This window comes from Spirillospora sp. NPDC047418, assembly GCF_040643275.1.
GTDB lineage: Bacteria > Actinomycetota > Actinomycetes > Streptosporangiales > Streptosporangiaceae > Spirillospora.
Genome location: NZ_JBEYTW010000002.1, coordinates 60,732 through 84,310, shown reverse-complemented (window position 1 = coordinate 84,310; position 23,579 = coordinate 60,732). Strand labels below are relative to the sequence as shown.

The following is a 23,579-nucleotide window of genomic DNA, read 5'->3' as shown; positions in this document are numbered from 1 at the left end:
AAGTTAGCACAGCGGCACGCGGGCGTACGGTGTCCGCGGATTCTCCGCCGCACGGGGGCGGCGATACCGGCGGACGTCATGCCGTGGTCGGAGGACGGGTTTCGACCGTGGTCTGATGACCGGGAGACCCGGGCGGCCGAAGCTGGGCAGCATGACATCACAGACGGAGGCCGTCCCGGCGATCAGGGCCGAGGGGCTGACGAAACGGTACGGCCGGCGCACGGTGGTGGACGATCTGACGTTCACCGTCCGGCCGGGCGCGGTGACGGGCTTCTTCGGCCCGAACGGCGCGGGCAAGACGACGGCCATGAAGGCGCTCGTGGGGCTGGCGCGGCCGTCGGCGGGCACGGTGTCGGTCCTGGGCGCGCCGGTGGCCTCGCTGGTGCCGGACGCGCGCCGGATCGGCGTCCACATCGAGCCGTGCGGCGCGCACCCCGCCCGGTCGGCCCGCGCGCACCTGCGGGCGCTGGCGCTGGCGGCGGGACTGCCGCGCCGCCGCGCCGACGAGGTCCTGGAGATCGCCGAGCTGACTGAGGCGGCGCGCCGCCGGGTCGGCGCCTTCTCGCTGGGGATGCGGCAGCGGCTCGGCCTCGCCGCCGCGCTGCTCGGCGACCCGGAGATCCTGGTGCTGGACGAGCCGGCCAACGGCCTCGACCCGCAGGGGATCCGCTGGCTCCGGACGATGCTGCGCGAAAGGGCCGCGAAGGGCGGGACGGTGCTGCTGTCCAGCCACCTGCTCGCGGAGGCCGCGCAAACGGTCGACGACGTGGTCGTCATCGACCATGGCAGGCTGGTGCACGAGGGACCGATCAGTGAGGTGGAGTCGCTGGAGGACGTCTTCCTCGAGCTCACCGGAGGGGTGGAACGATGATCGGCCTGCTGCGCGCGGAACTGCTCAAGTCGTTGACGACCCGTGCCGTGTGGGGGTTCGCGGCCGGCGGGATGGCGTTCGCCGCCCTGAACGCGGTGCTCGTCGCCAAGGCGTCGGGAACGCTCGACGAGATACCGGAGAAGAAGGAGGCGCTGGCGGGGCTCCCCGTCCTCCTGCTGCTGTGGGGACTGGTCGGCGCGGCCGGCGAGTACCGCCACCGGACCGCCGCGCCCACGGCCCTGGTCGCCCGGCGCGGCCGCGGAACCGTCCTCGCGGTGCGGATCACGGCGTACGCGCTGACCGGGCTCGCGCTGGCGCTGCTGATCAACGCGGTCGCGGTCGGTGTGGCGCTGCCGCTGCTGGCGGGCCAGCCCGGCCCGGACCTGACGTCCGGCCAGGTGACCGGGGTCGTGGCGGGCAACGTCGGGGCGCTCGTGCTGGCGACGGTGTTCGGCGCGGCGCTCGGCGCGCTGATCCGCAGCCCGGTCGTCGGCGCGGTGGTGCTGCTGATCCTGGCCCTGGTGGTGCAGCCCCTGGTGGGCGGGGCCTGGGAGCGGGAGGGGAACCTCCTGCCGTTCGGCGCGGCGGGCGTCATGACGGGCGGAACCCACAACACGACGCTCACGGTCGCGGAGGCCGGCGCGGTCTTCGCGGTGTGGACGGTCCTCGCGGTGCTGGTCGCGGTCGCGTGCGAACGACGGCGCGACCTGGCGTGAACATCGCGGAGCGGATCCGGGCGGTGCGGGGCCTGCGGGCCGCGCACCGCCCGGTGCTGTTCGACATCGCGCTCGCCGCGGCGGCGACCTTCGTGGAAGTGGGGCTGCTGTTCAACGACGGCACCGAGGCCGTCCCCCTGCCGATCGCGGTGACCGTCCTGACCGGCGCGATGCTGCTGGCCCGCCGCCGGTTCGGTATCGCGGTGACCGCGGTGACGGCCGTGTCGGCCGCCGTGCTGACCGCGGCCGGATACTCGCCCGGAGGCGCGCTGGCCGTCGTCGCGCTTTGGTCGCTCGCCGAGACACGCGACCGGCGCGTCTCGCTCGCGGTGCTGGCACCGATGGCCGTGTTCCTGGAGGCCGACAGCGTCTGCAGCCCGCCGGTGTCGATCGGGGCGTGGATGCTCGGCGCCTACATGCAGACGCGCCGCCGCTACGTCCGGGCGGTGGAGGAGCGGGCCGCCACCCTCGAACGCGAACGGGAGCAGCTCGACCTGATCGCGGCGCAGCGCGAACGCGGCGCGATCGCCCGTGAACTGCACGACATCGTCGCCCACTCGGTGACGGTGATGCTGATCGGGGTCCGCGGCGCCCGCGACGTCCTGGAGACCGAGCCGCGGGTGGCCGCGGAGACGCTGGAGCGGGTGGAGACCAGCGCCGAGCAGAGCCTGGCGGAGCTGCGCCGGATCCTCGTCCTGCTGCGCGGGCAGGACCCGGCGGAGACACGGCCGCAGCCGTCGCTCGCGGACCTGGACGAACTGGTCACCGGATACCGCGCGGCAGGGCTGCCGGTCCGGCTGGAGATCGCCGGGGAGCCGCTGGAGCTGCCGAGCGGGGTGGAGCTGTCCGCGTACCGGATCATCGAGGAGGCGCTGACCAACGCGCTGAAACACGCCGGCGCGACACTGGTCACGGTACGGCTGGACTACGGCGGCACGGACCTGGAGGTGCGGGTGCACGACGACGGGACGGGAACCTCCGGCGAGCCGGGCGCCGACGGGCACGGCCTGGTGGGGATGCGGGAGCGGGTCGCGGTCCTCGGCGGCGAACTGGAGACCGGCCGGGCCCCCGGGGGCGGGTTCCGGGTCGCGGCGCGGCTGCCGTTCGGGGAGCCGGCGTGACGATCCGGGTGCTGATCGTCGACGACCAGGAACTGATCCGGATCGGCTTCCGGCTGTTCCTGCAGACCCGTCCCGACCTGGAGGTCGTCGGCGAGGCCGCGGACGGCCACGAGGCCGTCGCGCGGGCGGCGGAACTGCGGCCCGACGTCGTCCTGATGGACGTCCGGATGCCGCGGATGGACGGCGTCGAGGCCACCGCCCGCCTCACCGCCACAGCCCGTCCTCACTCAACGGACGAGTTCTCCTCGAACGACCGCCCGCCGCGCGTGCTGATCCTCACCACCTACGACCTCGACGAATACGTGTTCGGCGCGCTGCGCGCCGGGGCATCGGGATTCCTGCTGAAGGACGCGCCCCGCGAGCGGCTGCTGGAGGCGATCCACGTCGTCCACCAGGGCGAGGCGCTGCTGTCACCGTCGATCACCCGCCGCCTGATCGAGGACTACGCCGGACGCACCGACCCGGTCCGGCCGTCGCCGGACCTGCTGACCGCGCTGACCCCGCGCGAGCGCGAGATGCTCCTGCTCGTCGCCCAGGGCCTGTCGAACCAGGAGATCGCGGCGCGGCTCGTCGTCACCGAAGCCACCGTGAAGAGCCACGTGGGCAGCGTGTTCGCCAAACTCCACCTCCGCGACCGCGTCCAGGCCGTCGTCCTGGCCTACGAGCACGGCATCGTCGTCCCGGGCCGCCGCCCCGACCCCCAGTGACAGACCGCCGAGACGGGCGGGCGGCTCCTGCTCAGATCTTCCTGTTCAGATCGACGTCCGGAGGCGCCACATAAATGCGCGAACTGATCATGGCGAGCAGGATCGTGCCCTTCTTGTTGCGCGGCTTGAGCCACTCGATCGTCAGCTTGGAGTGGTCGTCGGCACGCTCCGCCCAGATTTCAGGATCCTGCTTCGAAAAGGCGTCTCGGCCTTCCTGCACGATCTTCCATCCCGCTGCGGGCAGCGCTTCGCGGACGCGTGCGTACCCTTCCCCGATCTCCTGATCCGGCAGCCCCCAGACGGACCAGGAGCCCGTCATGCTGTAGCCCTGCTCGACTCCCTGCGCCTCAGTACTGATCAACGCAGCGGGAGGATCGCCCTTCCCCTTTGGAAGATCGACCATCTCCCTGATGTCGGCCAGATGGGACTCCACCCGCGACCGTACCGTCTCCGGGTCGGCGACCTTCGGTTCGTATCCGATGTCGTTCATTCCATGGCACCCGCTCGTGGTCAGTGCGACGACGGCCAGCATCACCCTGGCCAAATGGGCTCGACGACCTTTCGGCAGCCTGTTCCTCATTGTGTCCCCGTGACCACCTTGGCCATGTTCCTGAGGCTGGTCGAGTTCTCGTCGAAGTAGGACGTGTGCGCCGCCGCGGGGTTGAACCCTTCTGTTCGCAGGCCGTAATCCAGCCGCCTGCCGCCGAACCCGGGATTGCCGGGCACCGAGGCCATTCCCAGGAACCGTCCGGGTAGCTCCGTGTGGTTTCCCCCGTAGGGGACGGGGTCACCGGGGGCTCGATCGGTGTAAACATGGTCGTCCCCGATCCCGAGGTCCGCCGCGCGGCCCGCTTCGACACCCGGACTTCCCGCGAAGATGATGTCGTCGGTGTCGAGATGTCCGTGGAGCGCGGCGGAGCCGATGACGGTGCTCCCGTAACTGTGGCCGATCATCGTCATATGGGTGGCGCCGCCCTGGTGGGCGGTGCGCGTCCCGTCGACGAACTGGTTCAGCAGAGGTGCTCCTTCGTCCGCGTAGTGCCGGAACGGAGCTTCGAGCGGAATGCTCTGAGGAGCGTCGTATCCGAGCCAGGTGACCGTGGACACGGACTCGCCCTGGTTCATCTGATGCGACGTCAGCCACAAATCATTTCCGCGATTCAGGCCGGTGCCTATTCCGGCGAGGTCCGCATAGGTGCCGGGGACGTAGACGGCGGTGTGGGCGGCGGTGTCGGGGTTGCCCCTGGCGACGATGGCGTGGCCGTTGCCGCGCGTGTCGAATTCCAGCAGGTAGCCCTCGGGTAGGTTCCTCTGGCCGGCCATGTCCAGGTTGGTCTGGATGGCGTCCATGCCTTTCAGCTGCCCCGCGAGCTTGTCGTGCTCGTCCTTCCAGATCTGGTAGAGCGGGTTGGTCACCGGTCCGGTCGGGCCGCTGAGGAACTGCTCGGGCGGCTTTCCCATGGCGGTCAGGCGTTGCTGGACGTCCGCGTGCGTTTCGTGGAGGACGAGGCGGTTCGCCTGGTCGCGGACATCGGAGGGAAGGCCGTCCAGCGCGCCAATCCTGTCCGGATGCGTGGTGATGTACTCCTGGCGCTGCTCCGGGGTGAGGCCGCGCCACCATTCCGCCGTCTTCTTCGGGTCCTTGCCGTCCGGGATGCGGAGCCTGAGGCCGGAGTCGGCGAGCCCGGCCACGAGCCGCCCGTCGTTGCGGGCGTCCAGCCACGTCCTCGCCGTCACCCGGAGGTCGGAGGTGGTGGCGAGTTTCGCCAGCGCCGCCGCGTACCTCTCGTCGATCGCGGTCGCCTGCGTCACCGCGCGGCGGATCTGGTCGGCGATCGTCTGCGCCCGGGCCCGGTTGTCACCGCCTTGGCCGCCGAGGGCCAGGCCGCCGGTGCCGGTGGCGGTGCCGCCGCGCCGCATGGGCGGCGAAGCCGGATAACCGACCCGACCGTCGGCGCTGACGGTGAAGCCGAGTCGGGCCGCTTCGGCGAGGGCCTGCCGCAGGGATTTCTGCTGGACGCCGAGTTCCGCGGACATCGAGGCCAGCAGTGTCCGGACGTCCCCCGACTCGGCCATCCCGTATTCGAAGTTCCGGCTCAGCCGGGTCAGGCGCTGGAAAGCCGCCTCCGCGTCCTTTCCCTGCCACGCGCCGTGCAGAGGCGCAAGCAACCGGCGGTCGGCGGTGTCCCGCCCGGCCTCCAGGTCGTCCATCAATCCGCCCCAGCCGTCACCGGCGGCCTTCACGGGCCCCAGGTCCAGCTTCTGGAGCTGCTCCATCGACACCACGTCAGCCGCCCGCCTTGAAATTGAGCAGCTCGTTGAAGTTCTTGTTCATCCCGGCGACGAGCCCCTGCTCCGTCGCCTCGTCGTTGCCGGCGTTCGTCCGGAACGTTTCGGCGATCGACCAGCATTCGCCGCGCAGCGCGCCGAGTCTTTCGTCCCAGGACTGGACGACTTTCGCCAGTGCGCCCGCGAACGCGAAACCGTCCGCGCCGGCCGCGACACCCTGCTGGGCGTGCTCCAGCTTCTTCAGCGACTTCTGGACGTGGTCGCCCAGGGCGTCCGCCGACGTGCCCGTCTTCCGCAGATGCGCAGGGTCGAACCTCCGAGTCTCGGTCACCGGATCCCTTCCTGTTCAGGCCCTGCGGCCGACTCTTCGCCGGCGGCTCACGATGAGAAGTGCGGCGGCCAGCCCGGCGACGACCAGGCTTGCGCCCGCCGCTCCGGCGACGATCGTCGACACCGCAATTCCGCCGGAGTCCCTTTCGGGGTTCGCCGCCGCCACCGGTTGCCGGGACGGCGCTCGGTACGTGGACGCCTTCCACCGGTCGAACGCCTCGTAGACGGGATTGGGCGCGCCGGGCGGAACCGGATACTTGGCGGGGTCCATTGCGCCGCGGACGAGAATCACTCCGTAGCCGGTTCGCGGGTCCCATTCCCTGTCGCCGACCGGCATGGCGGTGGCGAGGATCCGCTGCACGACCGTCCGTCCGGACATGCCGGGATTCCGGGACCGGATCAGGGCCACCGCCGCCGACGTCAGGGCGGCCGCCCCGCTGGTTCCCGCGGAGTCGGGGTAGTAGGTGCCGTCCTTGCCCACGAGCCCCATCTGCGCACCGGGCGCCGAGACCGTCACGTAGTTCTGGGCCTTGGTCTTGGACCACGGCTTCGTCGCCTTGGTCACCGCGCCCACCGCGACCACTCCCGGACATCTCGCCGGCAGTTCGGCCGCCCCCGCGCCTTTCTCGGCGTTGCCGGCGGACGCGACCAGCACGACATCATGCTCGATCGCGTAGCCGATGGCGGTCAGCAGTCTGGCGGGGCACCCGGCGGAGCGTTCGCCGAACGACATGTTGACGACCTTCGCGCCATGATCGACCGCGAAGCGGATTCCGTCCGCTATCTCGGTGGCGTCGCCGCCCTTGTCCTGGCCGGTGTTGATCCGTACCGGAAGGATCTTCGCCTCCGGAGCCAGGCCGACGTAGCCGGTCGTCCCGCCGCCGCGTCCCGCGATCAGGGCCGCCATCGACGTCCCGTGCCCGTGGCCGTCGGAGTCGACCTGCCCCGCGGTCTTCCCGCCGGTCGTGTCCAGACCGGGCAGGACGGCTCCGGAAAGCTCCGGGAGGTTCGCGTCGGTGCCGGTGTCGATCAGGCCGACCGTGACTCCGGCGCCCCTGCTCAGCGGCCACACCGTGCCCTGCACCGACCAAGCGTGGAACCACCACTCGTCGCTTCTCGGGCGCGGCGCGGCCGATGCGGGTGATGTCATGGCGGTCCAGGCCGTCACGAGCGCCACCGCGCCCGCGCAGACGCGCCGGCTCCATGCCGGGGGAGTCAATCCGTCCACTCGATTCGCCGCTCATCGGCGGCCGGGGTGGCGGTGTCGCGCGACTCCAACCGCTCCAGCCGGGCGAGGACCCTGCGCAGCAGGGCCTCTTGCTCGGTCGGCTCGTCATCGGAGGCCTTCTCGGGTTCGGGGGGCTTGGACGCCACTTCGCCTATGACCTCCGGCGCGACCTCTCGATCGTCGTACCAGATGTCCTGCTCGGCGAGCCACGTTCTCCGGTTGTGCTCCCTGGAGCCGTCTCCTCCGCGCCCTGAACCGCCGGGAATTCCCACGCCCGGTGCGCCTGGACGGCCTGCCGGCGCCGTCCCGCCCGTCGCGCCGCGCGCGGGTGCCGCTCCAGGACCGCCGGCGCCGGGCAGGAGCCCTGGGCCCACACCTGTCGCCCCGCCGGAAACACCACCTCCGCCCCCGGCGACGCCTCCGGGGAGACCGGACCCGGCCGGACCGCCGCCCGCACCGAGCCCGCCGCCGGGGCCGCCCCCGCCGGACGGGCCGGAGCCCGGCAGGCCGCCGGCGCCGCCGGACGTCCCGAGGCTGGCCAGGTCGGTGCCGTCCGGGCCGTCGAACTGCTGCGCGCCACCGATGCCCGGCGACCCGCCGATGTCCGCGCCACCGAGAACCCAGCCTGGACCAGCGGCGGAGCCGTGGGCGCCGCTACCCGTCTCCTGGGAGCCCGCTGATCCGGATACGCGCCCACTGCGCTCATGGCCGGGAGCACCGGGAACGGTGCTCGACCTTTCGCCGGTTGGTCCGCCGGCCCTCACGGGAGAGCCGTAGTCCGATTCCGTGGGGCGGGTCTCCGGCAGGCCGGTGGAGATGTCGGCGGGGATGGCGTTCCAGGTCTGCGTGGCGCGGGCGTTGGCGCCCTGCATCCACTGGCGCGCCTCGTCGACGGTCTTCGGAGTCGGCATGCTCTGCTGGTACCAGGCCAGGTAGCTCGTCCCGTGGGTCTTGACGGCGTTGCCGACCTCCGACGATCGGGAGGAGATCTCGAACGCGGCGGCGAAAAGGTCCCTCAGTTGGTGTTGGGCGGCATTGGACGCCGGTCCCTTCCACGCGTCCGCGAGGTCATGAGCGAACTTGCGCAGGTCCGTCATCGCCTGGTCGTAGGCGTTCGCAAGGTCCACGTAGCTCTGGCCGGAGGCGGTCACCGCCGCGGGGGCGGTGCCGCGGAGCAGCGACGTGATCTCTTCCTTGGACGTGTACGAGGCGGGCGATCCGGACGGGATGCCGCCGCGGAGCGAGGAACTCTGGTGCTCGGTCATCGTTACCGGCCCGCCTCCGGCCAGGTCGGCCCGGGGCCGGGCACGGCGGTGCTCGGACGCTCGCCGGCGGTCGGGACGGACGGCGGCGCCCCGCTCAGCAGCCGGTCGAGTTCGCGGATCTTCGCCTCGATCGCGGCCTCGTGCTTGTCGTAGACGTTCGCCGTCGCGTACAGCTTCTTGACCACGGCCTGCATCGAGTGGATGAACCGCAGGTGGTGGTCGCTGATCGCGGCGTGGGCGGTGGACGCGGTACCGGCCAGCTGGACGGCGGCGTCCCAGCGTCCGAACGCCGAGGCCGGTGCGGAACCTGCGGCGCTCAGGTGCGCCGTGGCCGCGGAGATCATGGTCTCCAGCCGGCTCTCCAGCCGCCGCGCGAGCGATGTCAGGTCACCGACGACAAGGTCGGGCCCCGTGCTTTCGAGTCCGGGCCAGGCGCGCGCGTCTGGTGGCAGCCCCGAACGTGTCGGCGGCACAAGTACCTCCATGGAGGGAACGAGGAAGTAGCGGAAGCGCGGGGACTTGACCAGACATCTTTCACCATGGAACACCATTCGTCAAAGCATTGAGCTGCAGTTCTGCCGCCGGTAGTTAGTGAGGCTTTTGAAGGTATCGACGCATAGATCCTGTCGAGATCCGTTTTGTGCAGGTAGCGCCCCCTCCGACTCGGCCGTCTCGTTCCGAGTCCCCCGGTTTGCGGCATTGGGCCCATGGCGTATTGGGGATTTCGGCTCGTCCGGGCGGGCGGCCGGCACGGGGCAGCCAGCGCGGGGCAGCCAGCACCGGTCGGCCGGCGGGTGGCCGACGATGGGGAGCGGCAAGGGCGGGCGGGACGGCCCGGCCCCCAAAGGAGGACGGGCCGTCGCGGATCGTTCGTGGCTCAGCCGGTGCAAAGGCCTTCGGCCTTTTCGCGGGCCGCGAGTTTGGCGATGCCGGCCTTGCGCGCGTACCGGTAGTCGGCGACCGCGGCCTTGTCCGGGACGAACCGCCATTGCCCCTGCTCGTAGAGGAACTTGTAGGAGAACACGGCGATGGAACGGGAGACCCGGACGGTCGCGGTGTCCCCGGAGACCCTGACCTTCTCGATCGTGAACCGCAGGCCGGTCGCGGACGGGCACAACTCGTGGAGCTTCTCGTAGTCCGCGCGGGAGATCATGCGCCGGCCCGCTGCCGTCCACAGGTCCCACGCCTCGCCGTACTCGCCGGCGGCATAGGCGTCGAACTCGTCTTGCGCGGCCGTCCGGACGGCGGCCTCGGTCTTCGGCTGCGCGGCCGGCCGCGCAGGTGACGCGGCCGGCGGCGCACTCGACGGCGCCGTGGCGGAGGCGGGGTCGCCGTCCCCGCACGCGGTGAGGGACGACACGAGTAGAAGGGGGAGTAGGGCAGCAAGTCGACGCAACGTGGACTCCAGAGTCAAGGTGAGGTGGGTGTACGACGTACCGAGAGCGCGCGGCATCAGCTCATTCCAGGATGAAATCGAGTTCTGCGGCGACGTCCTCGAAAATCGTCAGTACCGTTCGTGAGAACCAGTTCTCGTAGGGCTCCGCGGAGAGCGGCGGGGGCACTGCCTTTTCGTAGACTTCCGCACTGATGATGTCCGCCCGGCGGAATGTAGAGCCCTTTCCGTGTTCCCTGTAGGCGCGCGTCCAGTCCGGCCGGGGATCCACTGTGATCATATGGTCGACCAGCATGGCGACCCGCTTCGTGACGGCACTGGAAATGTCCCCGACGATGACCTCCTGCTCATCGGCGTCCGGCTCGGCCCCGGTCCATCGGACGGGGCGCTGGACCACCCGGTAGACCGCGTATTCCAGTGCCGTCCGCAGGCTCGCCGCGGGACGCAGGTCCTTGTACTCGTCGGTGTGCCCCTCTGACAGGCGCCGCGTCAGCGCCTTGATGCTGCTCCAGTGCTTCTTCGGCGCCTCGGCGGAGTGGGTGAGCCCGAAGGTGCCGCGCCACCGGGTGTGGGATGCCCGGGCCGCCTCGGCGACCGCGTCCGTCAGCTGCCCGCTTTTGTCGACGGGGCGCGCCGGCCCCGTCTCGGCCCGGACCGCCTCCTTCGTGAGCGCTTCGAGGAGCCCGTTGAGCTGCCGCATCGTGCGCCGGGACGCCTTCGGCCGGAGCGGGTCGACCCGTTCGGGATCGAGGACCTGCTCGATGCCGCCGACGAAGTAGCGCGCCTCGTCCAGGCGGCGGCGCAGTATCCGTTCCGCCAGCCCGAGTTCTTCGCGGATCTCGCCGAGCACGTTCTCGGCCGAGCCGAGGACGTGCCTTTCGCGGTCGCGGAACGAGCCGAGGTTGTCGCCCTTGACGAGGTCGAAGTGGGTGAACAGGAAGAACAGCTTCTCGCCGTTCCCCGTGGCCGCCGCCGTCCGCATCACCGCGACCGGTGCCGCCTGCATCGGCTGCTGGGCGTTGTCGACGAGCATGACGGCGTCGACCTCGTCCAGGCGCTTGCGCAGGGGAGTGGACACCTCGGCGACGGACCCGGGGGTGTGCCCCAGCCCCTCTCCGTCGATGAGGACGAGCCGGGGCTCATGCTCCGCCCAGAGCGGCCGGAACGGCCCCGCCGCCCGGATGCCGTTCACCAGGGGGGTCAGGAGCCGGCCGAAGAACGCCGCCCGGTTGCTGGAGAACCTGGTGACCGCGCGCAGGAACTCGGCACGGTCGGCGCACTCCCAGGACCAGGACACCGGCCATCCGTCCGGGGCGCGCCGCAGGTCGCCCTCCGTCAGCAGCGCGAAGCGGTCCTCGATGTCGTTGAGGAACGCGTCGACGATCCGCGCGCAGACGTCGGAGCGCCGCATGCGCGTCTCGAGTTCGTCCTCGATGTACTCCTCGAGCGGCCGGTCCTCGTGCCCGGGTCCGGTCGTGTCCTGCCGGACGGCGGTCAGTTCGGTCGCGACCGCGTTCTGGACGGCGCGTACTGCGTTCTGGACGAGTGCCGTCGTGCGCGGGTCCACCGTGCGCGAAGCCGGTCCGGCCGATCCGGCCGATCCGGCAGGTCCGGCCGGTGCGGTCGCCGGATCGCCGTCCATCTCGTCGTCATCGTCGTCCGGTTCGTCGTCGATGTCGTCTGGCGGCGCGGCGTCCGGGAGGGCGGCCCGGCCGAGGAGGTAACTGAACCGGTAGCGCTGGCTGACGTGGTCGAGCAGCCGGTTCTGGACCACCTCCCGGGGACGGCTCTCGAAGACCGCCCGCGCCGCCTCCCAGACGTTGTCGCGCAGATGGTCGGCGATCTCGTCGCGTCCGGCGAACGTGACGGCGGCGCGGAACGGCCCGTCCGCCGTGAGGACGATCTCGGTGTCGGCCACGGTGGTCTTCGCGGTCGACGTGGACGGGAACCGCTCGGTCTCCGGGTCCGTGCCGAGCAACTGCCGGACGACCGTCGTCTTCCCCGCCCCCGTGGTGCCGAGAAGGAGCACGTGCCGGTATCCCTCGGCGGCCCCGGGGAGCGCCAGCAGTTCGTCCCGCAGGGCGAGGGAGTCCCCGGGCGGGGTGGGCGGGGCCGGTGCGGCCTCGCCGCCCGCGATGGCGTGTGCGGCGAGCCGCCATCGTCGCTCCACCGCCTCCGCGAGATGGTCGGGCATCCGCCAGTGGCCGAGGGTGTGCGGGGCGGGGACGGGTTCGGGCAGCGGGACCGCGTCCGCCAGTTTCCAGTGGACGAGCCGCTTGTCGGCCCAGGGCCCGCAATCGCATGACCCTTCGTCGCAGACGTCCGCCACCCGTGCCACGGCCACGATCTTGTTCCGTTCCGTGCACAGGGCGTCGAGGCTCTGCGGCGAGCGGCCGGTCAGCCGGCCGGTCAGCCGTCTCAGATCATCGTCCATGGTCGCGCCCGCGCAGATGGCGATCCAGCCGCGCTGGTCCGTCGAGTAGGGGCGGTTGTAGACGGTCTGGTGGCCATGGGCGATCGCCCATGCGGCCGGCTGAGGAACCGTCAGGGCCCAGGAGAGTTCGGACAAGTCACATCCTCGGGGTGTGGTCCACGCCAGGACCAATTCAGGGGGTTGTGGTTGCGGAGGCGGCCGGTGATCTCGTCGCGGCCGGCGAAGGTGACGGTGGCGTGCACGTTCCCGCCCGGGTCAGCGGTTGCCGAGGGGGATGGTGACGCCCCCGGACCACATCGAGTCGTGCATCTCGATGGCCTTCAGTTTTGTGCCGCGCGGGACGTCGTAGATGAGCTGGCCCTTGACCGAGTTGCCGGGGTTGATCTGCTGGAGGAAGGACTTGCTGTCCTTGTCGGTCCACAGCGACGCCTCGGGGTCGGCATCGAACTCGCGGCCCTTGGTGTCGATGAGCGTCTGGTTGCCGTTGGTGAACGTCCGGGCCTTGTCGCCGATGTTCTCGACGGTCACGCTGATGATGACGAACTGGCCCTGAGCGGTGTCGCCGAAGTATTCGTTGCCGACCTTCTTCACGCCCTTTTTCACCTTGGTGACGGTGAAGGAGAACTTCCCGTCCCGGTAGGGGCGGCCTATCCCGTTCGTGACCTTCTTCTCGCCGGCCGTCTTCTTCGCGGCCGGCTTCTCTCCACCGAGCGGCTTCTTCTCCGCCGGCTTCGTCTCGGCGGCCCGGGACGGCGAGTCCGTCGGCGCGGAGGGGTCGGACGCGCTGGCCACGATCGCGACGCACGATCCCATCAGGAACAGTCCCGCGAAGGCGCCGATGACCGCGTAAAGGCATCCCTTCCCGTTCTTCCTCGGCGGCGGAACGGCGAACGGCGGCATGGGCGGCGGGGGCGGCGGAGGCGGCGGGATCCGTCCGTGGCCATAGGGCGGCTGATGGGGGTTCATGTCGTTCTCCAGAAGGTTCAGGCGGCGAGTTCGCCGGGGGTTCGGGGGGAGGTCTCGTGCCATGCGCGCAGGAAGGCGCCGGCGAGGCCCTCGGCGCGGGCGGCGCAGTCGAAGGGTTCGGTGGCGTTGCGGCGGGCGATGGACGCGAGGGAGTCCGCGGTCTCGTTGAGCGGATGGCCGGAATGGCCCTTCACGTGCTCGAACGCCAGTCCGGGACGTCCGGCGACGCGGCGGGCCAGCCGGACGAGGGACGGCGGGGCGCCGCGGCGGGGCCGCAGGTCGTAGCCGTCCGGCAGCAGGCCGGTGTCGCCGCGCCGCCACGCCCGCAGGAAGCGCAGCGCCGGCCGGCTGTCGAGCAGCAGCGTCAGGTCCGGGCCGCCGTCCCCGGCGCGGTCGCCGTCCCCGATGCGGTCGAGCAGGAGGCCCACGGCCCGCAGTTCGCTGACCAGGACCCTGCTGGGTCCGGTCGGGTCCTGCGGGCCGAACGTCCAGCCGCGCATGCCCCACCGGCCGTCGCTGACGACGTAGCCGAGGCCGCAGGTGCCGCGCTTCCAGCTCGCGTCGGTGGCGGCGACGAGCGGGCCGGACGGCCACCCGGGCACCCGCCCCTGCACCGGCGTCCGGCCCCGGGCGGGGGGCGGCGGCAGGTGCGGGCAGTCCGGGTGGTGCTCCCCAGTGTCGGCGTAGTGCTCGGCCTCACCGGCGAGCATCTCCGCGATCGGGTCGTCGCCGTGCCGGACGGCGGCGAAGCACAGCCACAGCAGCCGGCGGGCGACTCCGCAGCACGCGCACATCGGAGCCCGCGTCGCACAGGCGCGTAACCGCTGGGTGCGTGCGGCGAGGTCCGCAGGCATCCGTCCCTGCGCGTCGTCGAACTCGCGCAGCGGCATCGTCGGGACGTACACGGGTCGTCACCTCCGCTCTCTGGCCTGGGGAGAGGGCGACGCTGCCGGCATCGCCCCGGGAGTTGGCTGTACACAGCAAACCACATCACATGCTGTGAACGCAATCAACATGCAAACTGATACGATCAAGTGTGCGATGGAGCTCTATCGGTGGTGGAGACGTGAATCAGATCAACCGCCGTGATAGGCACTAGGGTGATGCCGACCCTGAACGTCGGCTGAAGGGAGCGCTGGTGCCGAACGATGCGACGGTGACCGCGGCGGACATCGCCCGCCTCGCGGCGGTGGGCCGCGCGGCCGTGAGCAACTGGCGCCGCCGCCACGACGACTTCCCGCAACCCGTCGGCGGGACGGCGGTCAGCCCGACGTTCTCCCTCGCCGAGGTGGAGGACTGGCTGCGCGGCCAGGGGAAGCTGTCCGACTCGCCCGTCCGCGAGCGCGTCTGGCAGACCCTGCGCACGGCGGCCTCCGAGGGCCGGGACCTCGCCGACGTCCTCACCTTCGCCGGCGCGTTCCTCCTCCACCTGCGCGCCGACCCCTCCCGCTGGGACGAGCTGGCGGACGCCCCCGACGACAAGGTCGCCGGCGCGCTGCCCGAGGTTGTCCGGGCCCTGCCCGGGGGAGTGGAGGCGGGCCCCGGCCTGACACCGCCGTCCGCCGTGCCGCTCGTCCGCGCCCTCTCCCAGCTCGTGGACGAGCTCGGCGCCGCGGACACGTTCGAGTTCCTGCGCACCCGCTACCTGGAGCACCACAGCCGCCGCGTGTACCTGACGCCGGAGCCGGTCGTCCGGCTGATGCTCGAACTCGGGGGCCCGGCGCGCACCGTCCTCGACCCCGCGTGCGGGACGGGCAGCTACCTCAAGGCCGCCGACGAGGTGTTCAAGGACGTCGAGCAGCTCCTCGGGCAGGAGATCGACGACACGACCGCGCGCATGTCCGCGATCCAGCTCGCGCTGCGCGGCGCCCCCGCCGAGGTCTGCCCGGGCGACTCCCTGCTGGCCGACGCCTTCCCCGGGCGGACGGTCGACCTGGTCGTCTCCAACCCGCCCTTCAACGACCGCGGCTGGGGCTACGAGCAGCTGACCGGCGACCCGCGCTGGGAGTACGGGCTGCCGCCGCGCATGGAGTCGGAGCTGGCGTGGCTCCAGCACGGCCTCGCCCATGTCGAGCCAGGGGGGCATGTCGTCCTTCTCATGCCTCCCGCCGTCGCGAACCGTCGTTCCGGACGCCGCGTCCGGTCCGAGTTGCTCCGCCGTGGGACGCTCCGTGCCGTCATCGGCCTGCCCTCGGGCGCGGTGCCGAACATGGCGGTCGCGCTGGCGGTGTGGGTTCTGCGCCGTCCGTCCCCTGGCGGCACCCCGGCCGACGACGTTCTGATGGTCGACACGTCGGCCGACCCCGGCAACTTCCGGAAGACGGCCCTGGACGCCTGGCGCCGTTACGAGAAGGGCAAGCCCCCCGGGACGGACGCGAGCGTCGTCGTACGCATCATCGATCTGCTGGACGACGAGGTGGACCTCACCCCTGCCCGCTACCTTCCGCAGCGGAGCGCGCCCACGGCGGAAGGCTCGTTCGTCGCCGCCCGCGAACTCCTGGAGGCGAAGGCCGCGGAACTTCCGCGGGCGGTCGCCGAACTGTCCTCCCTCACTCAGGCCCGCGCGCGCGCCGACGTCCCCATGACGACGGTCGGCGAACTGGCCAAGGCGGGCGTGCTGCAGATACTCCGTCCTCCCGCCAAGGTGCGGATGGGCGAAGGGAACGTGCCGGTCCTGACCCTGGACGACGTCGCGCTGGGCGAGGAGCCCACCGGCACGGCCGCACCGGACGACGAGCATGTCCACGTCGCGGCCGGCGATGTCGTCGTGTCGCTCGCCGCCCGCCATCCGGTGGCGCGCGTCATCACCGGGGAGGGGCCGGTGCTGGGCCCCGGCCTGGCCCTGGTCCGCGCGGAACCGTCCCGGTCCGACCCCGATTTCGTCGCCGGATGGCTGCTGCTCGGCGCGCAGGGGGCCCGGCTCCGCAGCTCCACCTCGTCCGCCCGCTTCGACGTCCGGCGCGCCCGCCTGCCCCGCCTCGGCCTGGACGAGCAGGCCGAACTCGGGCGCGCGTTCCGCAGGCTCACCGACCTGGAGGCGGCGCTCCGCGACACCTACCGCCTCGGCGCCGACGTCCTGCGCCTCGGCCTGGAGGGGCTCGGCGCGGGCAGCCTGCGCCCGTCCGGCTGAGGCCGGCGCGCCCCGATGTCCGCCGCCGGTACGCTGCTGCCTGCACGGGGCAGTGGAGGTGGGCGGTGCGGCGGGGCGATCTCCTCGGAGAGCGCGAGCGGTACGAACTCGATCAGGCGATCGGGCGCGGCGGGATGGGCGAGGTGTGGCGCGCCTACGACCGCTTCCTCGACCGGCGCCTGGCCGTCAAGTTCACCCGCGTCGCGGACGAGGCGCTCGTCGGGCGGTTCGAGCAGGAGGCGCGGAGCACGGCCTGGTTCGAGCACCCCGGCGTCCCGACCGTCTACGACTTCGGCAGCCACGACGGATGCTTCTACCTGGTCATGCAGTACGTCGAAGGCACGACGGTGGCCCACGTCCTGGACGCCGAGGAGAGACTGTCCATCCCGTGGGCCTCGCTCATAGCCGCCCAGGTGTGCGCTGTACTGAACGTCGCGCACCAACGCCCGCTGGTGCATAGGGACCTCAAGCCCAGCAACCTGATGCTGTGCCTGGACGGCTCGGTGAAAGTCCTCGATTTCGGTGCCGCGGTGGGTCTCGGGCCGGGCGACGTACGGCGGACCACCACCGGCCTGGGGGCGCCCTACACGCCGGGCTACACGGCCATGGAGCAGGTGTACGGAAGCCCGAGCCCGCAGAGCGACCTGTACTCGCTCGGCTGCGTCCTCTACGAGATGCTCACCGGCCGCCAGGTCTTTCTCGGGACGACGCCCTACGAGGTGCTGCGCCGCCATGAGGACGAGGCTCCGACCCCACCGAGCGTGCTCAACCCCGATGTTCCTCCGGCGCTCGACGCACTCGCCCTTCAACTCCTCGCGAAGCAACCGGGCGACCGTCCGGTGAACGCCGACGAGGTGTACCACCGCCTCCTGCAATTCGTCTCGTCACTGCACCCGCTCCCAGGGATCGTCGACGCGATCGCCCCGCAGCACCTGTACGCCGCCGCCGTCAGCCGGATCCGGATAACGGGCACGGTTCCGGTAGCCCGCCCAGAAGAACCGGTGGAACTGCCCACGTTCGACGAGGTCGTCCAAGCGCGCGCGGAGGCAGCCGAACTGGCCGGCGCGGGACGCTTCACCCAGGCGGCCGAACTGCTCTCCGACCTGACCGAACCCGCCCGGCTGGCCCTGGGCGACGACGACCCCGAATACCTGGGCCTGCGCCTGGACCTGGCCGACGTCCTGTTCCAGGGCGGCGACTACCGCCGAGCCGTCCACGCCTACCGCGCCGCCGCCGTCACCCTGTCGGAGTTCTACGGACCCGACGACCCGCACGTCCTGAACTGCCGCGAGCAGGAGGCGGTCAGCCAAGCCCACCTCGGCGCCACCGGCTCGGCCCTCACCCACCTGCAAGAACTCCTGGACGACCTCTCACCCGGCAGCCCCTACGACGCGTTCACGCTGCGCGTCCGCGAACGCATGGCCCGCCTCAAACTGGCCGCGGGCCGGACGGACGAGGCCCGCAGGGAACTCACCGAACTCCTGGCCGACCTGACGAGCCGCTACGGCGACGGCCACCCGCAGGCGGACGGCCTGCGCACCCTTCTCTACGACCTCACCCAGGCAGGAACGGGCTAGGCGACCCCGCATACGACACGTACAGGTGGTCCCGCGCCCGCGTAGCGGCCACGAACAGCAGGCACCGCTCCTTCTGGACGTCCTGCGCGTGCGCCTTCGGGTCCTCGTCCTCCGGCGTGATGGCCTTCGCCGCCGGAAGCGAATTCTCATCGGCCCCGATAACGGCGATGCACCTGAACTCCAGGCCCTTCATCTTGTGCATGGTCCCGACCTGGACGCCCGGCGACTTGCTGGGCACCTGATACGCCGTGATGCCCGCTTCCTTCAGCCGTTTGGCGGCCTTCTTCGCCATCCACCCGTACCGGTGCGCGACCCCGATCGCACTGAGCTCCACTCCGTCATCGAGCCAGCCCTGGACCTGGGCGACCAGCCCGTCCATTTCCGCGTCCGAATCCGGATACGCCTTCACCACGGGCCGCCGCCCGTGCATCGGCGACCGGTACCCGTCGAGCGTGTCCGCCGAGTCATCGAGCCCCTGCGCCGGCGCGAGCCCCAGCAACGGCACCGACCATGCCAGGATCTCCTGCGTGGTCCGATAGTTGATCTTCAACTTCGTACTGCGACCCCGCACATTGATGCCGAGACTGGTCAGTGAGACGTGGCTGTCGTAAATCCGCTGGTGCGGATCACCGACGACGAACAGATCGTCCGGCCCCACCGCGACGAGCCGCCGCAGCAGCCGCCACTGCGCCGTATGGATGTCCTGCGCCTCATCGATGATCACATGGTCGTATTCGGGGCCGTCCACCCGTTCGGCCGCCTCATTGGCCAGCTGGTGGAACGTCGACTTCCCCTCTTTCGCCAGCCCGTCCACCACATGCCCGATGGCGCGCCACACGACCGCCCGCTGCGCCTTCCCCAGCGGCACCCCGCGCCCGGCCCGCGTGCAGGCGAGGTATTCCTCCTCGCTCTCCAGCCTCTGCGCCAGGACGATCTGCTCCCATTCCCGCTCCAGGAACGTCGGTGAGAACGGCGTCCCCTCCGCCGCCTCCTCCCACAGCGGGTCCTTCACCTCCGCTCCGGCGATACCGGGCCGGTGATGGCGTCCGACGATCGAGTACGACAGCGAATCCACGTGCTGCACATGGATCCGTTCGCGCACTTCCGGATCGTCCACGAGCAGGTCGATCTGCTTTTGCAGCGCCTCCGCCAAGTTCCGCGTGAACGTCGTCAGCAGAACACGTCCGCCCTTACCGGCGAGGAATTTCGCACGGTGCAGCGCGGTGACGGTCTTCCCCGTCCCGGCCCCGCCCGTGACCTGGACGGGACCGCTGTACGACGGCCGGAGCGCGACCCGGCGCTGCGTCGGATGCAGGAAAATGCGCCAGGTGTCGAACGGGTGGGCGAGAATATCCCGCAGCTCTTCCGGCCCATTGATGAAGACGACCTGCCCTGGCGTCCGACGCATCGCCGTCACCAGGTCATCCGGGTCGACGGCGGCCGGCTTCTCCTCAGCCGGCAGGCACTTCGCGACCTCTTCCCACGCCTGCTGGACGTTCATGCCCTGCGCGAGTGCCAGCAGCGCGATGTACTGCGGGTCGGGAAGCAGTTTCTCCATCGCCTGCAGATGCGACTCGTCCGTCAGCAGCTTGACGAGCGGAATCAACTCCGCATCAATTCCGAGCCGCACCAGATCCTTGTCGAAGACATGGCCCAGCAGCCGGTAGTTCGTCCCCTCCGCGACCTTCTCCAGCGCGGGCGACATCTCCTCGAGGGCGACCTGGTCCCGCACCTCGAACACGCCGATCGCCCGGTTGACCGAGAACTTCCTGCTCCGCGCCCACGCGATCGCCTCGTCATGCGCCTTCACCGCCAGCAGGCAGTAGACGTCCCCCGTCTCGGGCGCCAGCACCACCCCGCGCCAGAACTGGTCGATCCGGATCGTCCGGATCCGCGGATCCTTGGCGTTGTTGAGCTTCTCCAGGTGCAGCCCCGCGTGCGTGTGCTCGGCGAACTTCGCGATCGCCGCCTCCACACCCTTCCGCACCTTCGGCTCCAACTTGGCGTACTGCGGCATGAACGAATCCGCAATAGCAAGCTGAGCCACCCCGCACCGTCCTTTCACCAGCCCTGACGCCCCGTCAGGGTCCGAACATCCTAGGAGCACCCGGCCCCCACAGATGATTGAACCCCGTACAACCCGTCGTCCGCCTCCGGACAACCCCGGAATCTTGGACGACCGACGATGAGCCCGCGGCGACGTCGCATATTTGCGCTAGCCCAGTACTGAACCGGCCGCGCCCGCCGTGGCGAAAGCGAGACAGATCAGTGCGGGATCTTCGGAAGCTCCGGCGCGGACGTCTCCAGCGGCACCAGCGGAGACCGCACCAGACCCAACTGCACCATCTGACGGGACAGCAGCGCGTTCAACGCCCAGTCGGCGGCCGTCCGCACACGATTGCCCGGGAGCGACAGCAGGTGGTACCCGCGCGTGACCGCCTTCGCCGGCAGCCCCGACATCGGCACCTGCAGCGGATTGGCGGCAGCCTGGGCCCCGCCGAGGTCGACCACGAACCCCAGCTCCCGGTGCCGGTAGGGGGCCAGCGCACCGGTGCCGTAGGACGCGGCGACGTTGCGGGCGGCCCGCTTACCCTGCCGGACGGCGTGCTGCGCGGTCATCGGCGTCACCTCGCCGGGCCGGTTCGGATCCGGCACCGCCGCGGCGTCCCCGCACGCGAAGATCTCTTGACGGCCCGGCACGTTGAGGTACTCGTCGACAACGAGCCGCCCCTTCGTCGTCTCCAGACCGAGCGACTCCACGAGCGGATCGGGCCGGACCCCCACGCACCAGATGAGCGACCTGGTCGGCACGTGCCGTCCGCCGGTCAGCCGAACCCCGTCCGACTCGGCATCCTCGACCGACGTCCCGGTGAGCACCTCGACCCTGCGCCCCCGCAGCACCCGGTCGGCCGTGCGGGACAGCCGCTCGTCCAGCTCGGGCAGCACCCGCGGGGCCAGATCCAGCAGCAGCCAGCGCGCCTCATCCCGCAACCGGGGGAGCCGCCGCTTGAGCGCCCGCGTGAGCAGCGCCCCCTGCGCGGCCACCTCCACCCCGGTATAACCGGCACCGACCACCACGAAGGTGCACCGCGCCGCCCGTTCGTCCGGATCGTCAGCGGCACCGGCGAGTTCCATCTGCCGGATGATGTGGTCCCGCAGATACAACGTTTCCGGAATGCCCCGGAACCCATGCGCATGCTCCGCCACGCCCGGGATGGGCAGGAGCTTGTTGACGCTGCCGGCCGCAAGGATGAGCCGGTCATATCCGACCTCCCCGCGCCCGCTTTCCGCATCGACGTAACTCACCGTCCGTGCGTCCGGATCGATGGCGTCCGCCTCACCGAGCACGAGCCGCGCATCGGGAAGCGCGGCGGTCAGCGACACCGCCACCCGGCGCGGATCCAGCAGGCCCGCGCCCACTTCAGGCAGCAGCGGCACGTACAGGAAGTAGTCGGTCGGATTGATCACGACCAGCTCCGCCCGCCCCTTGGCCAGCCGCGACAACGTACGCGCAGCATGAAACCCAGCGAACCCGGCCCCGACAATCACGATCCTCGGACGCCTCATCCCTCCCCCTCTCGGTCGGTTCGAATGAGTACCCCTGCACTGCCCGCAAAAACGACGAACCCCCCTGCAAGAAGCGGGATTCGGTGTCAAATAGTGGTGCCACGGGATGTCGTCTGGCTCCGCACTGTGAGCAGTTCTCGCAGCACGAGCCGATCCACCTCCGCTCCGACGCCCCCCAGGAACACCTGCCCACCCCCCGCCCGGCCCGCAATTCACGAATCGTGGACCGAGATGCCGACGACCTCGACCGGGACGCCGTACCGCGAACGGATGGTCCTCGCCACGTTCGCCAGGGTCACCTGAGAGAACGGGAACAGCGTGGACGCGCTCAGTTCCTCCCCACCCTTCAGCAGGATCGCGAAGACCACCTTCCGGGGACGGAACGGACGCGGCAGTTCCAGGCGGCCCCCGCCGATCTCCTCCACCAGTTCCGCGAAACGCGCCTCGCCCTCGGGCGTGTGAAGCGTCTCCATGGACACGAGGCCCTGCCCGAACAGGTGGCTGAGCGGGGCCGAGCCGTCGGCCCGCTTCACATGCACTAGGACGAGATCACGGGTGAGGACGTCACACGCCTCGACGCCGTTGCCGCGATGCAGGCGCGTGCGCACGCCTTTGCGGTCTAGACACAGGGCGCCGGGCAGGACGTCGGCGACGTGCTCGTTGTAGCGCTTCTCGTCCCACCCCTCCTCCCAGGCTGGGAGGTAGAAGCCGGGATCGGGCATGATCAGGTCCTCGATCTCCCGCCGCTTGGCCTCCAGGTACTGGGTGCCGATCTCGTACCAGCGTCCGTCCATGAGGAAGAAGCTGCGATCATCCAGGGCGACCGTCGCCTCCAGCCACTTCAGCGCACTGAAGTTGCCAAGGGACTCGGTCCGGCCCGGGTCGGAGTACATCTCGATCCGTGCGTCGCGCACGCGGGTCAGGCGCGTGCCCTGCCGCTGGCTCCGAGCGCGCCGCAGCACATACGCCAGGTCGGGCCGGTCACTGTTCCATTTGGACCCGGCGAACCTGGTGGTGAAGGCACGGGCGTCTTCGAACTCGCGGAGCTTGGCCGTCGGCACGACCGGATGCAGCCGTCCACGCACCGCGTCCTCGTCGCACCCGAGCAGCAGGTCGAGTTCGTCGTCGAGCAGCATCGTCGTGATCTCGTCGTCGACGGGCTGGAAGGCGTCGATGAACTCCAGGCCGGGCCGCGCGTCCGCACTGAGCGCGCGGGCGATCTCACGGAGATCGGCGACGAGGTCCGCGGGGCGCACACCGAGCTTCACCCGCAGGCCGGCCGCCCCGTCGATGGCGATCGCCCCGTCCCCGCCGCGCATACAGGTGAGGGCGAGCCGCGTGGTCGCGCCGCCGGCCCGGCCGACGACATCGGTGTGCTCCTCGACGCCGAACGCCCAGATCGGCATGCCGCCGGGGACGATGGTGGCGTCCGTCCGGCCGTAGAGGGCAGGGGAGCGGCGGACGAGGTCTCGGACCTGCCCGGCGTCCAGCACGCGGATCGCGACGCGCAGGCCGAAGCGGGGATCCTTCCTGGATTCGGGGACGAGGCGGAAACCGGCCCCGTACCCGATGGCGTAGACATGCTCGTCCACGGCGAGCAGCAGAAGGCAGGCGCCGTGGCTTTCCGCCCCACCGATATCGAGCCCGGTGGTGATGGCGAAATGCTCGCGCCATTCGGGTGCGGCCCGCTCGAACCGGCCGGTCACGGCGACCGACGGCACCCCGAGCGTGGACGGGAGATGCAGGTCGAGGTCACGGGCGCTGAGGCCGTCGGCGTCGAGAGCGTCGACCATCCCATCGATGTCAGGCCGGACTCCGGTGAGCCGGTAGAGGGTGACGAGCCTGGTCGGGGGACGAGCGGAGGTGCGGTTCATGGAGGACTCCAGGAAGCCGGGGCGGCGACCGTGCGCCGCATGAAACGAATGGAAGCCCGCAGCAGGGATGCGGACGGTGGCAGCGGTGATCACGCCGCGCTGTCGAACACG

At 70.9% G+C, this 23,579-nt stretch carries 19 protein-coding genes; 6 read left to right on the top strand and 13 right to left on the bottom strand.

What is annotated here, in order from left to right; genetic code table 11:
* The first annotated feature begins 151 nt into the window (after positions 1-151).
* From ABZ806_RS01540 to ABZ806_RS01525, 4 genes are read left to right on the top strand one after another with little or no spacing between them, the layout of a single operon-like run.
* Entirely contained in the window at positions 152-871 is a 720-nt protein-coding gene (locus ABZ806_RS01540; protein WP_500214583.1) for an ABC transporter ATP-binding protein, read from the top strand.
* Positions 868-1,587 carry a hypothetical protein gene (locus tag ABZ806_RS01535; RefSeq protein ID WP_500214581.1) on the top strand — a complete coding sequence of 240 codons (720 nt, stop codon included), beginning with the start codon at positions 868-870 and terminating at the stop codon, positions 1,585-1,587. The genes ABZ806_RS01540 and ABZ806_RS01535 overlap by 4 nt, the downstream gene beginning before the upstream one ends.
* Positions 1,584-2,708 (top strand): sensor histidine kinase, encoded by a 1,125-nt coding sequence (locus ABZ806_RS01530; protein ID WP_500214579.1) that lies wholly within the window; start codon positions 1,584-1,586, stop codon positions 2,706-2,708. Before ABZ806_RS01535 ends, ABZ806_RS01530 begins: the two co-directional genes overlap by 4 nt.
* Positions 2,705-3,415, top strand: coding sequence for a response regulator (locus tag ABZ806_RS01525; RefSeq protein WP_500214577.1), 711 nt, complete (start codon positions 2,705-2,707; stop codon positions 3,413-3,415). Before ABZ806_RS01530 ends, ABZ806_RS01525 begins: the two co-directional genes overlap by 4 nt.
* 31 nt (positions 3,416-3,446) lie before the next feature.
* Here ABZ806_RS01525 and ABZ806_RS01520 read toward each other — a convergent pair whose 3' ends face one another.
* The 10 genes from ABZ806_RS01520 to ABZ806_RS01475 form a co-directional block, all read right to left on the bottom strand.
* On the bottom strand, positions 3,447-3,905 hold the full coding sequence (locus ABZ806_RS01520; protein WP_500214575.1) for a hypothetical protein: 459 nt from the start codon (positions 3,903-3,905) through the stop codon (positions 3,447-3,449).
* 86 nt (positions 3,906-3,991) lie between these two features.
* Positions 3,992-5,692 carry an alpha/beta hydrolase gene (locus tag ABZ806_RS01515; RefSeq protein WP_500214573.1) on the bottom strand — a complete coding sequence of 567 codons (1,701 nt, stop codon included), beginning with the start codon at positions 5,690-5,692 and terminating at the stop codon, positions 3,992-3,994.
* Between the two features lie 10 nt (positions 5,693-5,702).
* Entirely contained in the window at positions 5,703-6,035 is a 333-nt protein-coding gene (locus ABZ806_RS01510; protein WP_500214571.1) for a hypothetical protein, read from the bottom strand.
* Between the two features lie 15 nt (positions 6,036-6,050).
* Positions 6,051-7,118, bottom strand: coding sequence for a S8 family serine peptidase (locus ABZ806_RS01505; protein ID WP_500214569.1), 1,068 nt, complete (start codon positions 7,116-7,118; stop codon positions 6,051-6,053).
* Positions 7,119-7,249: 131 nt separating this feature from the next.
* Positions 7,250-8,527: a WXG100 family type VII secretion target gene (locus ABZ806_RS01500; RefSeq protein ID WP_500214567.1), complete on the bottom strand. Its 1,278-nt coding sequence runs from the start codon at positions 8,525-8,527 to the stop codon at positions 7,250-7,252.
* A 2-nt stretch (positions 8,528-8,529) separates the two neighbouring features.
* The gene (locus ABZ806_RS01495) at positions 8,530-9,000 is read right to left on the bottom strand and encodes a hypothetical protein (protein WP_500214566.1); all 471 of its coding nucleotides are present in this window, start codon (positions 8,998-9,000) and stop codon (positions 8,530-8,532) included.
* A gap of 404 nt (positions 9,001-9,404) precedes the next feature.
* Entirely contained in the window at positions 9,405-9,887 is a 483-nt protein-coding gene (locus ABZ806_RS01490) for a hypothetical protein (RefSeq protein WP_500214564.1), read from the bottom strand.
* A 97-nt stretch (positions 9,888-9,984) separates the two neighbouring features.
* Positions 9,985-12,489, bottom strand: coding sequence for a hypothetical protein (locus ABZ806_RS01485; RefSeq protein WP_500214563.1), 2,505 nt, complete (start codon positions 12,487-12,489; stop codon positions 9,985-9,987).
* A 120-nt stretch (positions 12,490-12,609) separates the two neighbouring features.
* A complete protein-coding gene (locus tag ABZ806_RS01480) occupies positions 12,610-13,320 on the bottom strand; it encodes a DUF4352 domain-containing protein (RefSeq protein WP_500214561.1) in 711 nt (236 codons plus the stop codon).
* A gap of 17 nt (positions 13,321-13,337) precedes the next feature.
* The gene (locus ABZ806_RS01475) at positions 13,338-14,225 is read right to left on the bottom strand and encodes a hypothetical protein (RefSeq protein ID WP_500214560.1); all 888 of its coding nucleotides are present in this window, start codon (positions 14,223-14,225) and stop codon (positions 13,338-13,340) included.
* Positions 14,226-14,458: 233 nt separating this feature from the next.
* On the opposite strand from ABZ806_RS01475, the gene ABZ806_RS01470 reads away from it, so the two are divergent.
* A complete protein-coding gene (locus ABZ806_RS01470; RefSeq protein ID WP_500214558.1) occupies positions 14,459-16,450 on the top strand; it encodes an N-6 DNA methylase in 1,992 nt (663 codons plus the stop codon).
* Between the two features lie 65 nt (positions 16,451-16,515).
* Entirely contained in the window at positions 16,516-18,027 is a 1,512-nt protein-coding gene (locus ABZ806_RS01465) for a serine/threonine-protein kinase (RefSeq protein WP_500214556.1), read from the top strand.
* Here ABZ806_RS01465 and ABZ806_RS01460 read toward each other — a convergent pair.
* The 3 genes from ABZ806_RS01460 to ABZ806_RS01450 form a co-directional block, all read right to left on the bottom strand.
* A complete protein-coding gene (locus ABZ806_RS01460) occupies positions 18,005-20,074 on the bottom strand; it encodes a UvrD-helicase domain-containing protein (protein ID WP_500214776.1) in 2,070 nt (689 codons plus the stop codon). The two genes, ABZ806_RS01465 and ABZ806_RS01460, sit on opposite strands and share 23 nt — an antisense overlap.
* Positions 20,075-20,292: 218 nt before the next feature.
* Positions 20,293-21,594: an NAD(P)/FAD-dependent oxidoreductase gene (locus ABZ806_RS01455; RefSeq protein ID WP_500214555.1), complete on the bottom strand. Its 1,302-nt coding sequence runs from the start codon at positions 21,592-21,594 to the stop codon at positions 20,293-20,295.
* A gap of 212 nt (positions 21,595-21,806) precedes the next feature.
* A complete protein-coding gene (locus ABZ806_RS01450; RefSeq protein ID WP_500214553.1) occupies positions 21,807-23,468 on the bottom strand; it encodes a TIGR04141 family sporadically distributed protein in 1,662 nt (553 codons plus the stop codon).
* Positions 23,469-23,579 lie beyond the last annotated feature (111 nt).